Annotated in this window: 17 protein-coding genes; 7 read left to right on the forward strand and 10 right to left on the reverse strand. The window is 72.1% G+C overall.

What is annotated here, in order from left to right; translation table 11 throughout:
* Positions 1-144: 144 nt before the first annotated feature.
* Together AC07AZ_RS26265 and AC07AZ_RS26270 are read right to left on the reverse strand one after the other, a co-directional pair.
* Positions 145-432, reverse strand: coding sequence for a DUF1905 domain-containing protein (locus AC07AZ_RS26265; protein ID WP_478851833.1), 288 nt, complete (start codon positions 430-432; stop codon positions 145-147).
* A 77-nt stretch (positions 433-509) separates the two neighbouring features.
* Positions 510-896 carry a nuclear transport factor 2 family protein gene (locus AC07AZ_RS26270; RefSeq protein WP_478851835.1) on the reverse strand — a complete coding sequence of 129 codons (387 nt, stop codon included), beginning with the start codon at positions 894-896 and terminating at the stop codon, positions 510-512.
* Positions 897-1269: 373 nt separating this feature from the next.
* Here AC07AZ_RS26270 and AC07AZ_RS26275 point away from each other — a divergent pair, with 373 nt between their 5' ends.
* On the forward strand, positions 1270-1680 hold the full coding sequence (locus AC07AZ_RS26275; RefSeq protein WP_478851837.1) for a hypothetical protein: 411 nt from the start codon (positions 1270-1272) through the stop codon (positions 1678-1680).
* 644 nt (positions 1681-2324) lie between these two features.
* Positions 2325-2783, forward strand: a complete 459-nt coding sequence (locus tag AC07AZ_RS26280; RefSeq protein WP_478851839.1) for an ATP-binding protein — start codon at positions 2325-2327, stop codon at positions 2781-2783.
* Positions 2784-2892: 109 nt separating this feature from the next.
* Here AC07AZ_RS26280 and AC07AZ_RS26285 read toward each other — a convergent pair whose 3' ends face one another.
* Positions 2893-3792, reverse strand: a complete 900-nt coding sequence (locus AC07AZ_RS26285) for an RNA polymerase sigma factor SigF (RefSeq protein WP_478851841.1) — start codon at positions 3790-3792, stop codon at positions 2893-2895.
* Between the two features lie 476 nt (positions 3793-4268).
* On the opposite strand from AC07AZ_RS26285, the gene AC07AZ_RS26290 reads away from it, so the two are divergent.
* Positions 4269-4670: a helix-turn-helix domain-containing protein gene (locus AC07AZ_RS26290; protein ID WP_478851843.1), complete on the forward strand. Its 402-nt coding sequence runs from the start codon at positions 4269-4271 to the stop codon at positions 4668-4670.
* A gap of 84 nt (positions 4671-4754) precedes the next feature.
* Here AC07AZ_RS26290 and AC07AZ_RS26295 read toward each other — a convergent pair whose 3' ends face one another.
* The 3 genes from AC07AZ_RS26295 to AC07AZ_RS26305 all read right to left on the reverse strand — a co-directional run bounded on the left by AC07AZ_RS26295 (position 4755) and on the right by AC07AZ_RS26305 (position 7346).
* The gene (locus AC07AZ_RS26295; protein ID WP_478851845.1) at positions 4755-5357 is read right to left on the reverse strand and encodes a ClpP family protease; all 603 of its coding nucleotides are present in this window, start codon (positions 5355-5357) and stop codon (positions 4755-4757) included.
* A gap of 1 nt (position 5358) precedes the next feature.
* Positions 5359-6012: an ATP-dependent Clp protease proteolytic subunit gene (locus AC07AZ_RS26300; RefSeq protein ID WP_478851847.1), complete on the reverse strand. Its 654-nt coding sequence runs from the start codon at positions 6010-6012 to the stop codon at positions 5359-5361.
* A 128-nt stretch (positions 6013-6140) separates the two neighbouring features.
* Positions 6141-7346, reverse strand: a complete 1206-nt coding sequence (locus tag AC07AZ_RS26305) for an epoxide hydrolase family protein (protein WP_478851849.1) — start codon at positions 7344-7346, stop codon at positions 6141-6143.
* Positions 7347-7471: 125 nt separating this feature from the next.
* On the opposite strand from AC07AZ_RS26305, the gene AC07AZ_RS26310 reads away from it, so the two are divergent.
* Positions 7472-7954 carry a VOC family protein gene (locus tag AC07AZ_RS26310; protein WP_478851851.1) on the forward strand — a complete coding sequence of 161 codons (483 nt, stop codon included), beginning with the start codon at positions 7472-7474 and terminating at the stop codon, positions 7952-7954.
* A 30-nt stretch (positions 7955-7984) separates the two neighbouring features.
* Here AC07AZ_RS26310 and AC07AZ_RS26315 read toward each other — a convergent pair whose 3' ends face one another.
* Positions 7985-8884, reverse strand: coding sequence for an aminoglycoside phosphotransferase family protein (locus AC07AZ_RS26315; protein ID WP_478851853.1), 900 nt, complete (start codon positions 8882-8884; stop codon positions 7985-7987).
* 201 nt (positions 8885-9085) lie between these two features.
* On the opposite strand from AC07AZ_RS26315, the gene AC07AZ_RS26320 reads away from it, so the two are divergent.
* A complete protein-coding gene (locus AC07AZ_RS26320) occupies positions 9086-9883 on the forward strand; it encodes a VOC family protein (RefSeq protein ID WP_478851855.1) in 798 nt (265 codons plus the stop codon).
* Between the two features lie 50 nt (positions 9884-9933).
* The gene (locus AC07AZ_RS26325; RefSeq protein ID WP_478851857.1) at positions 9934-10659 is read left to right on the forward strand and encodes a ribonuclease H family protein; all 726 of its coding nucleotides are present in this window, start codon (positions 9934-9936) and stop codon (positions 10657-10659) included.
* A gap of 16 nt (positions 10660-10675) precedes the next feature.
* Here the strand turns inward: AC07AZ_RS26325 and AC07AZ_RS26330 are convergent, their stop codons facing one another.
* From AC07AZ_RS26330 to melC1, 3 genes are all read right to left on the reverse strand, one after another.
* On the reverse strand, positions 10676-11128 hold the full coding sequence (locus tag AC07AZ_RS26330; protein WP_478851859.1) for an SRPBCC family protein: 453 nt from the start codon (positions 11126-11128) through the stop codon (positions 10676-10678).
* Positions 11129-11213: 85 nt separating this feature from the next.
* Entirely contained in the window at positions 11214-12038 is an 825-nt protein-coding gene (gene melC2 / locus AC07AZ_RS26335) for a tyrosinase MelC2 (protein WP_478851861.1), read from the reverse strand.
* Between the two features lie 203 nt (positions 12039-12241).
* The gene (melC1, locus tag AC07AZ_RS26340) at positions 12242-12637 is read right to left on the reverse strand and encodes an apotyrosinase chaperone MelC1 (protein ID WP_478851863.1); all 396 of its coding nucleotides are present in this window, start codon (positions 12635-12637) and stop codon (positions 12242-12244) included.
* Between the two features lie 346 nt (positions 12638-12983).
* Here melC1 and AC07AZ_RS26345 point away from each other — a divergent pair, with 346 nt between their 5' ends.
* Entirely contained in the window at positions 12984-14195 is a 1212-nt protein-coding gene (locus AC07AZ_RS26345) for an FAD-dependent monooxygenase (RefSeq protein ID WP_478851865.1), read from the forward strand.
* Positions 14196-14245 lie beyond the last annotated feature (50 nt).

Raw genomic sequence — 14245 nt, forward strand, 5'->3', positions numbered from 1 at the left:
CCGCCAGCTTGTCTTGAAAAGAAAAAAAGCGGCGCGGAGCCACTTGCAGGAAGAGCCAGCAAAGTCCCTTTGCGGTCCCCCCCCCCCCCCCCCCCCCCCCGGCCCCCCCCCCCCCCCCCCCCCCCCCTCCGCCGTGTCGGCCCCCTAGCCGTTCAGCCGCTCCTCCAGCCGTACGGTCACCGTGTCGCCCTCGCCCTTCCCGAGAACCTCGCGCAGCTCGGCCTTGACGGGCAGCTTGTGGGTGCCGTCGCCCAGGGCCATGAAGGAGCTGCGGAAAGGGTGCCCGTCCATCGTGCCGCGCACCTTCACGAGGCCGCGGGTGCCGAAGAACTCGGCCGACCCGGGCCACACGAGGTAGGTCCAGCCGCGGTCACTCGGGCTGGTGCGCAGTACGGCCGTGAACTCCTCGTCCAGCTTCGTGCTCGTACCCATGTCGTCCTCCGCTCGCCGGCCCCCGCATTCACAAGACCGCCGGGAGCGGCGGAACTCATCGCGGGCCGGGGTACGGCTCAGGCGGCCCCCTCGGGCAGCCGGTCCAGGAAGCCCACCACGCGGCGGATCCGGCCGTCGGGGTCCAGGGTGATCACGTCGGAGCCGGCCACCGGGGCGGCGCCGTCGGCTTCGCTCACCAGCTCCCAGGAGAAGCGTGCCGTGTCGTGGTGGCCGTCGACGGTACCGGTGGGCCGGAAGGCGAAGCCGGGGAACCGCCCCTGGGCCGCCGCGATCACGGCCGCGATGTCCTCGTGGCCGCTGACGTCGGCCAGCGGGTCGGTGTAGCCGCCGTCCGCGGTCCAGGCGGCCGCCACCGCCCTGGCGCGCGCCTGCGGATCGCGGGCGTTCCAGGCCTCGAAGTAGCGGGCGACCGCGTTCGTGTGTCGGTCGGTGGATGTGGACATGGGTGATCGACCTCCGTCGGGATGTCTGTGCTGGTGGGAGCGGGGGTGAGGTGCTCGTTCCCCCGTACCGCAACCATGCCCGTGCCGCCCGTGCGGGTCGATTACCCCCGGGGTAATGACGACACCGGACGCACACCCGTCAGCTTTCGGCCATGAGGACGGGTGAATATGCCAGGAGAGTGGCCAAAAAGTCGTGGTGACAGTGTTTCGGCAGTGAACATACTCAACAGTTGAAGGACTTCACGACGAGCGAAGCAACGATCACACACCGCAACACGAGTCACGCGAGTCACATGAGTCATATGAGCCGCACGAGCCGCACCCGAAAGAGAGGCCCTGCCGAGAGGCGAGCGACGCTACGGGGGAGTGAACCGTGCACGACGAATTCCTGTGCCACGTCACGGCGTACGGCACCTGCGCCGGCCGGCGCATCGGCGTACCCCTGGGAACGTACCGGGCGCCGACCCTGGCCCTCGCCCTGTGGTGGCTGCGCGACCGCGCCTCCTGGATGGCCGACCGGCTCGACCCCCGGCCCGAGGCGGCCCACTTCCCGCCGAGCGCGCTCGTCCCGGTCTCCGACGCCGTGCGCGACGTACCCGCCGTGCTGCGGGCCTGGTGCGGCGACGCGGCCCGGCAGGAACTGGTCGCGGACGGACTGGCGGCCGGGCGGCTGGTGCGGATCGCCGTCAGCGACGACACCACCGAGTACGAGCTGATGGCCGAGTCCGTCGACGCCCTGCGCATGCAGCGCACCACCCCCGGCCTGGTCGTACCCGTCGCCTGACCGAACCCGGAGTGTCCTTCGGGCGGGCGCGGTTCTGCGGCGCGTGCGGCGGGCCGTCAGCGCGCCGAGCAGGCCGGTGGCCGGTCCCCACAGCTCGGCGCGTGCGGCGGGCCGTCAGCGCGCCGAGCAGGCCGGTGGCCGGTCCCCGCAGCGCGGCCAGGCCGACGGCCCGTCAGATCCGCGGGCCCAGCGGCAGCTCCGCCGGACAGGCCGCAGCCCAGGTCGCCGGAGAGGACGACCGGCAGGCCGTATCGGGCGTGGACGCGGCCCGTCGGGCAGATCACGAGGACGGTCACGGCAGGCGCCACCGTCCTGCGCACGGCGTGCCGCCCGGCGGGCCAGGTCGCCGCCCGCGGCCGCCCGGTGCCGCGGCGGCCGCGGGAAACCGGCGGCGAGCGACCGCGCCCCGGCGAGGGCCACCGACAGCGGCACCACGGTCAGCCCCGCGTGCGTCCGGGCCGGCTCCCCGGCGTTCCCGGACACCTCCCTCCGGCCGCCGACCGCCGTGACCCCGGCGGGCGGTCCGAGCGGGGACGCGGCGCCGTAAGCGGCGTCACGCGGTCGCGTGGACTGGGCGGCGCGAGTCGGGGTATCAGGACGGGTGCAGCAGCGTCCGGCCCGTCCGGCCTCCGAGAGAGAAACGTATGACCGACCATCTGTACGGGGCAGTGATACCGACTGGTTTCGACGTGCCCGTGGAACCCCTCCGTCGGGCGGCGCACTACACCGGTGAACCGGGGTGCATCGCCGACGCCCGGCATTTCGCCGCGCTCTTCCTGGATCAGCTCAGGACCGAGTGGTGCGCCGAGATCGACCGGCAGGTGCACGACGAGGTGCTTCTGGTGGTGAGTGAACTGGTCACCAACGCCGACCGGCACAGCGGCGGGCCGTACATCCTGGAGCTGGAGGGGACCGACGCCTCGCTCCTGGTGGCCGTCTGCGACAGCAGCGCCGTCCTGCCCCGGCGTTTCCCGCGCGATCCCCAGCGGATCGGCCGGCACGGCCTGGAGATCGTGCACGCGCTCGCGGCCGAGGTCGCCGTGGAACGCGTACCGGTCGGCAAGCGGGTCACCGCAGCGGTACGTCTCGTCCCGCGTGCCTGATTCGACCCGCCCCGTCCCGTCCGGCTCCGTCCGCCCGGACCCCACCTACGCGAGTGCCGCCCCATACCTGAAGGTGGGGCGGCACTCGCTTGTGCGGTCTTCTTCTCGCTCAGGCGCAGCCGAGCTCGCCCAGCATGCCCTCACGCAGCCGGGTGATGATCCGCTTGATCAGCCGGGAGACGTGCATCTGCGAGCAGCCGAGCAGCTCGCCGATCTCCGCCTGGGTGGCCTCCTCCACGAACCGCATGTGGATGATCTGCCGGTCGCGCTCGCTCAGCTCCGCCATCAGCGGGGCCAGCGACTGGAAGTCCTCGACGAGCCGCAGCCCCTCCTCCTCCACGCCGATGAAGTCGGCGAGCACCGCCTCGCCGCCCTCGGCGCCGTCACCGGTGAGCGCGGCGTCCAGGGACGAGGAGTTGTAGCCGTTGGACGCGATCTGGGCCTCGACCACCTCCTTCTCGGAGATGTTCATCAGCGTGGCCAGCTCGGCGACGCTCGGGTCGCGGTCCAGGCGGCTGGCGAGTTCCTCGCGCGCCTTGGCCAGCTCGACCCGCAGCTCCTGCAACCGCCGCGGCACGTGCACCGCCCAGGTGGTGTCCCGGAAGAACCGCTTTATCTCACCCACGATGTAGGGCAGCGCGAACGAGGTGAACTCGACCTCGCGCGCCAGCTCGAAGCGGTCGATCGCCTTGATCAGACCGATCATGCCGGTCTGGACGATGTCCTCCATGTCGTCGCCGCGACCGCGGAAGCGGCCGGCCGCGAACCGCACCAGGGACATGTTCATCTCGATGAGGGTGTTGCGCGCGTACTGGTACTCGTGCGTGCCCTCCTCGAGTTCCGTCAGGCGCCTGAAGAACTGGCGGGAAAGCTCACGCGCGTCGCGCGGAGCCACGGTCCTCGGGTTGGCGATTCCCGGCAGCGGACCGTCACCCGTCGTCCTGGTGCTGGTGGACTCGGCTGTCTGCTCGACGGCCTGTGCCTCCGGCCGGATCACGGCGGTGTCCATTACCTCTCCCCAAGTCACGGCATCTGCCTCTACGGCCTCGGTTGTGCTGGTCCCCGTCCGGGTCACGCGGCTGGCGTGTACCCGGTCCGCGGCGACGTATGCACACATCGGCCGCGGGGCGGCGGACCGCCCGGAAGACCTTCTGCACAGCGCGTACCCCGACTCCGGCGGACCATGCCCGCGAGCCGGAGAATTCACGGCGCGGCGCTCAACGGTGCCGGCACCGGCGCGGTGGCCGGCGTCGCCGAGGCGGGGACCGCGCCCGTCCGACGGCCTTCGACCCGTCGGACCCGGCCGTCCGGCCCGGGGGAGAGGCCGTGCGGTGAGAGCGGTTCCCAGGTCCAATCTGTCACTCCCGGGCCGGGCCCGCCACCCGGCCCGGGAGGGCCCCCGCCTGCGCCGTCCCGCCCGGGGATTCCCCCCAGGGCGGAACGCCGGTCCCTTCCGCCACGGCCGGGAATACCTAGGCTGGGAGGGTGAGCAACCAAGCGCCCGACGAAGCCCGCGTCATCCCGCTGCGCGCACCGACCGCGCGCCCGGCCGCCGCTCCCGCGCCACCGGCTCCCACCGCCAGGGAGCCGCTGTGGCGTGACCTGGTGGGCGACGTCCTGCGGCGGGAACGCCTCGCGCAGGAACGCACCCTCAAGGACGTCGCCGACGCGGCCCGGATCTCCATGCCCTACCTCTCGGAAGTGGAGCGCGGCCGCAAGGAAGCCTCGTCCGAGGTCCTCGCGGCCGCCGCCCGCGCCCTCGGCCTCGGCCTCGGCGACCTGTTGTCGCTGGCCCAGGGCGAGCTCACCCGGCACTCCGCCCGCCGCCACGGCAGGAGCCGGACGGCGACCAGCTCGTCGTACGACGGACTGTGCCTGGCCGCCTGACGCCGCACCCCGCCCGCCGGCGGCGTACGCGGCCGGCGCCCGAGAGGTCACCGGGCGCCTGGCGGGTACGCCGCCTTCCGTACCTCAGGCCGGCACCAGGCGTCGGCTGAGCACCTCGTCCGCCAGGCCGTAGGCCACGGCTTCCTGCGCGGTGAAGACCTTGTCGCGGTCCATGTCGGCGCGCAGGGTCGCGATGTCGTGATGGGTGTGCCGGGCCAGCACCTCCTCGACCTGGGAGCGGATGCGGATCATCTCCTTGGCCTGGAGGGCGAGGTCGGTCACCGTCCCCTGTTGCCCGCCGCTGGCCGGCTGTCCGAGCAGCACGCGCGCGTGCTCCAGCACGAACCGCCGCCCGGGGTCCCCGCCCGCCAGGAGCACCGCGGCCGTGGACGCCGCCTGGCCGACGCAGAAGGTCGACACGGGTGCCTGGATGAACGTCATCGTGTCGTAGATGGCCATCAGCGACGTGAACGAGCCGCCGGGCGAGTTGAGGTAGACGGCGAGCTCCTGCTCCGGGGCCGCCGACTCCAGATGGAGGAGTTGCGCGATGACCACGTTGGCGACGCCGTCGTCGATCTCGGTGCCGAGGAAGATGATCCGCTCGGACAGCAGCCGGCTGAACACGTCGTAGGACCGCTCGCCCTGCGGGGTCCGCTCGACGACGTTCGGGATCGTGTAGCTGCCCATGTCACAGTCCCATCCGTCGTCGTGCGGCGGCCGGGCGGACGTCCGCGAGGGACTCCACGACCCGGTCCACCATGCCGTACTCCCTGGCCTCCTCGGCCGTGAACCAGCGGTCGCGGTCACCGTCGCGGGAGATGGTCTCGGCGCTCTGGCCGGTGTGCTCGGCGGTGATCCGCTCGATGGTCCGCTTGGTGAACTCCAGGTTCTCCGCCTGGATCTCGATGTCCGCGGTGGTGCCGCCGATGCCCGCCGAGGGCTGGTGCATCATCACGCGGGCGTGGGGCAGCGCGTAACGCTTGCCGCGCGCGCCGACGCTGAGCAGGAACTGCCCCATGCTGGCGGCGAACCCCATGGCGAGGGTGGAGACGTCGTTGGGGATCAGCCGCATCGTGTCGTAGATCGCCAGGCCCGCGTGCACCGAGCCGCCGGGGCTGTTGATGTACAGGCCGATGTCGGTGCGCGGGTCCTGCGCGGACAGGATGAGCAGTTGCGCGCAGACCCGGTTCGCGGAGACCTCGTCGACCTGGGTGCCCAGCAAGACGATGCGCTGGTCGAGCAGTTGGGCGGCCAGGTGGTCGTCGAACCGGGTCGCGGGGGTGTCGCCGTCCTCGGCCCGCGGCACACGGGCCGGGGCGAGACCGGTGGTGAGTGGGGACATCGGCGCTCCTCGTCGAGTCGTCGGAGGGGTCGGACGCGGCGGTGGTCGCCGCGGTCTCCACTCTCGGGGGCGCTCCGCCGACGCGACGGGTTTCTCGGCCCGCGGCAGATTCGCCGACAGCAGAGTGCTCAGACCGTCCCCTTCTCACGCAGCTCGCGGAAGAACGCGCGTACGTCGCCCACCAGCAGGTCGGGCTCCTCCAGCGCCGCGAAGTGCCCGCCGCGGTCGAACTCGGTCCAGCGCACCAGGTTCTCGGTGCGCTCGGCCTTGTGCCGCAGGGGGAGCTGCGGCTCGGCCGGGAAGAGGGCGAGCGCGGTCGGGACCGTGGACGGCTCGGCGGGCGCCGCCGCGCGGCCGGTGGTGTGGGCCCGCTCGTAGTAGACGCGCGCCGACGAGCCGGCCGTCCCGGTCAGCCAGTACAGCATCACGTTGGTGAGCAGCCGGTCCCGGTCCACCGCCTCCTCGGGCAGCTCCCGCGAGTCGGTCCACTCCCTGAACTTCTCGATGATCCAGGCCAGTTGGCCCACGGGTGAGTCGGTGAGGCCGTAGGCCAGGGTCTGCGGCCGGGTGGACTGCAGGACGGCGTAGCCCGTGCCCTCGCGCGACCACGCGCTCCACCGGCGCCACGAGGTGAGCGTGTTCTCCCGCTCCTCGGGGCCGAGGGCGGCCAGTTCCCCGGGGGTCGGCTCGGTGGTGGCCTGCGCGCCGGGCAGCAGGTTGAGATGGACGCCGATGACCCGCCCGGGGTGCGCGCGGCCCAGCTCGCGGGAGATCGCCGCGCCCCAGTCGCCGCCCTGGGCGCCGAAGCGCGCGTAGCCGAGCCGCCGCATCAGCTCCGCCCACGCGTCGGCGATCCTCCCCGCCTCCCAGCCGGTGTCCGGCGTGGGACCCGACAGCCCGAACCCCGGGATGCTCGGTACGACGACGTGGAACGCGTCGGCCGGGTCGCCGCCGTGGGCGGCCGGGTCGGTGAGCGGCCCTACGACGTCGAGGAACTCGACGACCGACCCCGGCCAGCCGTGCGTGATGATCAGCGGGGTGGCGCCGGGCTCGGGGGAGCGGACGTGTGCGAAGTGGACGTTCGCCCCGTCGATGGTGGTGGTGAACTGCGGCCACGCGTTGAGCTGTTCCTCGGCCGCCCGCCAGTCGTAGGAGTGCCGCCAGTGCCGCACCAGTTCCCGCAGGTAGTCCGCGGGCACACCGTAGGACCAGCCGACCCCCGGCAGCGCGTCCGGCCAGCGGGTGCGGTCGAGCCGGTCGTACAGGTCGTCGAGGTCGCGCTGGGGTACGGCGAGGCGGAAGGGGCTGATGCTGTCAGCGGGCGAGGACGTCATGGCGGCGATGCTATTTCGCGAGCGGGTGCGGCCACCTGGAGGAGCCGTCCGTCCGACCGATGAGTTCCGGGGGAACGATCGGTCGACACATCAGACGACCGTGTCCCACTCACCAGGAGGTACTCATGGCCACCGACGGATTCACCACCTGTCTCTGGTTCGACGGGCAGGCGGAGGAAGCCGCCCACTACTACGTCTCGGTCTTCAAGAACTCCGGCATCGGGCGGATCGGCCGCTACACGGAAGGCGGTCCGGGGGAGCCCGGGTCGGTGATGGCGGTGGAGTTCACGGCGAACGGCCAGAAGTTCGTCGGGCTCAACGGCGGACCGCAGTTCACCTTCAGCGAGGCGATCTCCTTCCAGATCTTCTGCGAGGACCAGGAGGAGATCGACCACTACTGGGACAGGCTCACCGAGAACGGCGGCGAGCCCGGCCCCTGCGGCTGGCTCAAGGACCGGTACGGCGTGTCCTGGCAGGTCGTCCCCGACCGGCTGATCGGCATGGTCAGCGACCCCGACCAGGAGAAGGCGTCGCGCACCACGAAGGCCATGATGGCGATGGGCAAGCTCGACATCGCCGCCCTGGACAAGGCGTACGCGGGCGAGTGAACCCACCGGCCGTGGCGGCCGCCCCGCCCGTCAGGGCGCGGCCGGCCGCTCGGCCAGGATCTCCCTGATCACGTGCCGGGAGTTCGCGGCCAGGGGCGGGTTGGTGTCCCGGTAGTAGGGAAGCTGGATCAGCGAGACCGACAGCGCCCAGCCGCGGCCGCGGGCCCACTCGGCGTCACCGGCGCCGACCGCCCGCCGGAAGGTGTCCCGCGCCGGCCCGGGCAGCAGGTTCCAGGCGATCATCAGGTCGACGGCGGGATCGCCCACGCCCACGGTGCCGAAGTCGATGACGGCGCTCAGCCGCCCGCGCGTCACCAGCACGTTCCCGGGCATCAGGTCCCCGTGCGCCCAGCGGCTCGGTCCGTCGTGCTCCGGAGCGCGCAGCGCCTCCTCCCACCGGGCCGACACGGCGGCGGTGTCGACGCTCCCCGCCAGCAGGCCGATGGCCTCACGGGTGGAGGCGTCCCGGGCGGCGAGCGGCACGCCCCGGCTGTTCGGCGGACCCTCGCGCGGATCGGTCCGGCGCAGCGCGAGGACGAACTCGGCGAGGTCCCGGGCGAGGGCGTGCGGCTCCCGCACCGCTCCGGCGACCGGGTTGCCGCCCTCCAGCCAGCGGTAGACCGACCAGGGCCACGGGAAACCCGGGCCAGGTTCGCCGTGGCCGAGGGGCTCGGGTACGGGGACGGGCAGCGGGGGCGCCAGCCGGGGCAGCCAGCGCTGCTCGTGTGCCACGCTCCGTACGGCTCCGGGGTGCCGGGGCAGCCGTACCACCTTGTCCGTGCCCAGCCGGAACATGGCGTTGTCGGTCCCGGAGGAGGCCAGGTGCTCGACGGGCAGTCCCGCCCACCCGGGGAACTGTCCGGCGACCAGCCGGCCCACCAGGGTCGCGTCGAGGTCCACTTCGTCCGGGTGCATCTTCATGGCAGGCATGCCCACCATCCCAGCGCCCGGCGGCCGGGATGTCGAACGATTTGACGGCCCTGGGACGTGGCCGCCGATCACCGTCGGCCTCCCGGCACCGGCCTCGCCGCTCGCCCCTGACCGCGGCCCTGTCGATTCACCGCGCGAGTGGGCGTACCGCTCGCTAGCGTGAGGAACCGGACCATCCACCGATTCGGAGAGGCCGCTGCCATGGCCGTACAACCTGAGGGAACGCCCTGTTGGGCCGACGCGATGTTCGGTGACGTCGAGGGGGCCAAGAGCTTCTACGGCGACGTCCTGGGCTGGACCTTCGGCGAGTCGTCGTCGGAGTACGGCAACTACACCCAGGCCTACGCCGACGGCAAGGCGGTCGCCGCCGTCGTACCGCCGATGCCGGGCCAGGAGGGCCAGTCGCAGTGGTGCCTGTACTTCGCGTCCCCGGACGCGGCCGCCACCGCCGGCCGGATCCGCGACCACGGCGGCGAGGTGCTGATGGAGCCGATGCAGGTCGGTGACTTCGGCACGATGTGCCTGGCGCGCGATCCGAGCGGCGTCGTGTTCGGCCTGTGGCAGGGCGGCACCCACGAGGGCTTCGAGGCGCCGCCCGAGCAGACCGGCGCGTTCTGCTGGGCCGAGGTCTTCACCCGGGAGCCGGAGAAGTCGGACACGTTCCTCACCGCCGTCTTCCCCTACACGGCGAAGCAGATCGACGACGCGGCGGTCGACTTCCGCATGTTCGACCTCGGGGACAAGACCGTGCTCGGCCGGATGCGGATGACCGAGGACTTCCCGCCCGAGGTGCCGCCGTACATCAACGTCTACTTCACGGTCGACAACTGCGACGACGCCGTCGCCCGGGCCACCAAGCTCGGCGGCATCCTGCGGTTCGGGCCCATGGACAGCCCCTTCGGCCGGTTCGCCGCGCTCAGCGACCCGCAGGGCGCGTCCTTCTCGGTCATCGACCTCCGCAGGACCGAGGGCGACCTGCCGAGGACGACCGACGTCTGAGGACCCGCAGGTGAGACCCCTCGCCCACAGCGGCCCGGCCCGCCCGTGGCATGATCGGTCCCATGCGTGAACGTGTGGTGGCCGCGTGCGACGGGGCTTCGAAGGGAAACCCGGGACCTGCGGGCTGGGCCTGGGTGGTGGCGGACGAGACGGAGACACCGGCCCGCTGGGAGGCCGGACCGCTCGGCAAGGCCACCAACAACGTCGCCGAACTCACGGCGCTGGAGCGCCTGTTGACGGCCACGGAACCGGACGTACCGCTGGAGGTCCGGATGGACTCGCAGTACGCCATGAAGGCCGTCACCACCTGGCTGCCCGGCTGGAAGCGCAACGGCTGGAAGACCTCCGGCGGCAAGCCGGTCGCCAACCAGGAGCTGGTCGTCCGCATCGACGAACTGCTCGCCGGGCGCTCCGTGGAGTTCCGTTACGTGCCCGCCCACCAGGTCGACGGCGATCCGCTCAACGACTTCGCCGACCGGGCCGCCAGCCTGGCCGCGATCGTCCAGGAACCGGCGGGCAGCGCCCTCGGCTCGCCGGAACCGCCGCCGGCACCGGACACCCCGCCGTCCGCCGCCCCGCGCCGCAGGTCCGGCGGGGGCAGGGCGTCGGGCGGGGCGTCGGGCGGGGCGAAGGGGCCGGGCGGCTCGGCGCGGACCATCAAGGCGAAGTTCCCCGGCCGCTGCGTCTGTGGACGCTCCTACGCGGCCGGGGAACCCATCACCAAGAACGCCCAGGGCTGGGGCCACCCGGACTGCCGTACCGAGGCGGCCGGGTAGCGCTCCGAGGGGACGGTCAGACGACCGCGCCGCGCCAGCTGCCGGTCTCCCGGCCGCGCTCCTCGATGAACTTCTTGAAGCGCTCCAGGTCACCCTTGGTCTGGCGCTTCACGAACCCGAGCTTGTCGCCGACGGTCTCGGCGACGCCGTCCGGGTGGAAGTCCAGCTGGAGCATGACCTTGGTGTGCTCCTCGCCCAGCCGGTGGAACGTCACCACACCGGCCTGGGTGGCCTCACCGGAGACCGTGGTCCAGGCGACGCGCTCGTCCGGGATCTGCTCCGTGATCTCCGCGTCGAACTCCCTGTGTACGCCGTTCACGCTGGTCACCCAGTGAGTGAGCGTCTCGGAGCGCTGCTCGATGCGATCCACGCCGCTCATGAACTCGGGGAACGTCTCGAACTGCGTCCACTGGTTGTAGGCGGTGTGGACGGGGACGTCGACCTCGATGGATTCCTCGACCTGCGACACGCGTGATTCACTCCTTCGTCTTCTCGGCGGTTGGGTTCCGGTCGGGTACCCGCGAGGTGCGGGGCAAACCGCCCCGTCGCGGCCGTCAGTCGGTGTCGAAGGTGTAGTGGGCGGTGTGGTCGAGCAGGTCGGCCGGGCGCACGTCGTTCCACGGCTTCATCGTCTCGTCCAGGTCCACCACGTCCGGTGTGCCGCCGGCCGGGACGTAGCCGGTCCCCGGATGCCGGCGCTGCCACTGCGCCCAGAGCTTGTCGATGTAGGCGTGATGCAGCCAGAACACCGGGTCGTTGGGGGAGACACCGGTCGCCATCTGCCCGCCGACCCACACATGCACCCGGTTGTGCAGGTTGACCCCGCGCCACCCTTCCAGATGGTTGCGGAAGCCGTCCGAACCGCTGTTCCAGGGCGCCATGTCGTACGTCGCCATGGACAGCACCGACTCCACCTCGGCCCGGGTGGGCAGTTCGCGGACGCCGGTGCCGAGCGAGCGCCGCAGATACGTGCGGTTGTCCACCCGTACCGTGAGCGGCCAGTCGCCGGTGGACGCGGCGAAGGGGCCGTCCATCACCCGGCCGTCCAGGCCGCGCCCGCTCCCGCCGAGGAAGTCCGGCGCCCACAGCGAGGAACGCGGCGAGCGGTCGGTGCTCCAGTCCCAGTACGGCAGGGCCACGGACGCGTCCACCGACTGCAGGGCGCCCTCGAAGTCGAGGAGGAATCTGCGGTGCCAGGGCAGGAAGGAGGGCGAACGGTGTCCGGTGCGCTCGCCGTTGTCGGTGTCACCGACGATGAAGGCGTTGTGCGTGGTGACGAACCGGTCGTAGCGGCCGCTGCGTTTGAGTTGCAGTACGGCGTCGACGAAGCGCCGCTTCTCGTCGGTGGTGAGGCTTGCCTGGTTCTTGCGGACGGTCATGCGCGGGTGCTCCCAAGGTGCGGGCGGTGAGGGGTGGTTGGCGAAGGCGGTGGCGACCGGGCGTACTGGTTCCCGGGTTCGCGGGTGCCGGGGTTCTGGGTCCCGGTTCTGGGGCTACGGGGGGGCTGGGTCCCGCGTCGGGGACTCCGGGGGCCGGGTCCCGGCGTCCGGAGTCCGGCACCGCCGTGCCCCGTGTCGACGGGTCAGTTGGCGGGGAAGGGCAGGAGCGCGGCGCCCTGCAGTTCGTCCACCGCGGCGCGGGCGGCGGCGCGGGGCGTGGGCACCGGGGCGTAGTGGCTGACCACGCTGATCCAGCTGCCGTCGGCGTTGCTCATCACGTGCAGCTCGACCCCGTCGACGAACACGGCGTAGCCGCCGCCGTGATGGTGGCCGCCCCCGGCCGCGGCGCGGCCCTGTATGCGGCGGCCCCGGTAGACCTCGTCGAACTCGTCGGGGGAGTGGTGGCGGTGTCCGGAAGGAGACGCGGGAGACGCGGGGGAGGCCGGGGTGGCGGCGCGGGCGGTACGTGCCGGGACACCGGTCGCGGCGGCGAGGGCGGCCGTCGCGGTGAGCGCGCGGCGCCTGCTGAGGTCGGGCATACGGATCTCCGGAGGTTCGTTCGGTTGACGACTCCGTATGCCTATAGGGCTGTTCGAGAGCGAGTGAAATCGCCCGGGAGTGGTTGGCCCGGATCACGACAATTGCTCACATGTCGTGCAGCGTTGAACGAAGTTGATCTTGCTGTGAGCCGGGCCCGCCTAGCCCGGAGGAGGGAATTCCTCCTGTGCGGGGTGGCCTTTTCGAAGATCCTTCTCGGGTGGGCGCGCCCCGAGTGTCCTGTCTCACGCGGGGAAAGTGGCGCGAACACGAAGCCGCGGCGAGCGCCGCCAGGACTGCTACCCTGCGCTGTCAATTGACCGCAGTGTGTGACTTCTGGGAGTGTGCGTGAAGGTCGCCTGCGTCGGCGGCGGGCCCGCCGGCCTGTATCTCTCGATCCTGCTGAAGAAGCAGGACCCGTCCCATGACATCACCGTCCACGAGCGCGACCCGGAGGGTTCGACCTACGGGTGGGGTGTGACCTACTGGCGCGGGCTGCTCGACAAGCTCCACGACCACGACCCCGAATCGGCCCGCGCCCTCGACGAGCACTCGGTCCGCTGGAACGAGGGCGTCGCCCGGGTCGGGGACGTGGCGACACGCCACCCCGGCGACGAGGGCTTCGGCATCGGCCGGCACCGCCTGCTGGAGATCCTCGCCGGCCGGGCCCGCTCGCTCGGCGTACGCCTCGAGTTCGAGCACGAGGTCACCGACCGGAACCTGCCCGACGCCGACCTCGTGGTGGCGGGCGACGGTGTCCACAGCGCCCTGCGCACCCGGCACGCGGACCACTTCGGCACCGAGATCCGGGCCGGCCGCAACCGGTACGTCTGGCTCGGCACCAGCAAGGTCTTCGACTCCTTCACCTTCGCCTTCGTGGAGACCGACCACGGCTGGATCTGGTGCTACGGCTATCCGTTCGGCCCCGAGCGCAGCACCTGCGTCGTCGAGTGCGCCCCCGAGACCTGGGCCGGGCTCGGGCTCGACGCGGCGAACGAGGCCGACGGACTGGCCCTGCTGGAGAAGCTCTTCTCCGGGGTACTGGACGGCCACCCCCTCATCGGCCGGTCCTCCGGCGGGGGCGGCGCCCAGTGGCTCACCTTCCGCACCCTCACCAACCGCACCTGGCATCGCGGCAACCTCGTCCTGATGGGCGACGCCGCCCACACCACGCACTACTCCATCGGCGCCGGCACCACACTCGCCCTGGAGGACGCCGTCGCCCTGGCCGGAGCGCTCGGCCGGCACGCGGAGCTGCCCCGGGCGCTCGCCGCCTACGAACAGGAACGCAGGTCGGCCCTGCTGTCCATCCAGAGCGCGGCCCGCTACAGCGCCCAGTGGTACGAGAACCTGCCGCGCTACATCCACCTGCCCCCGGAGCAGATGTTCGCCCTGCTCGGCCAGCGGCACTCGCCCCTGCTGCCGTACGTGCCGCCGCAGCTCTACTACCGCGTCGACCGGGCCGCCGAGCGGCTGGAGGCGCTGCGCCGGTTCAAGCGCTGGCTCGGGCCGAAGGTCGCCCGGACCGTGCACGCCCGGGCGCTCGCCTCCCGCAAGTAGGGCGGCCGCCGCCTTCCCGTATTGGGTGAATGGCGATTCACCGATAGGGT

The sequence above is a fragment of the Streptomyces sp. NPDC043878 genome, assembly GCF_056435735.1.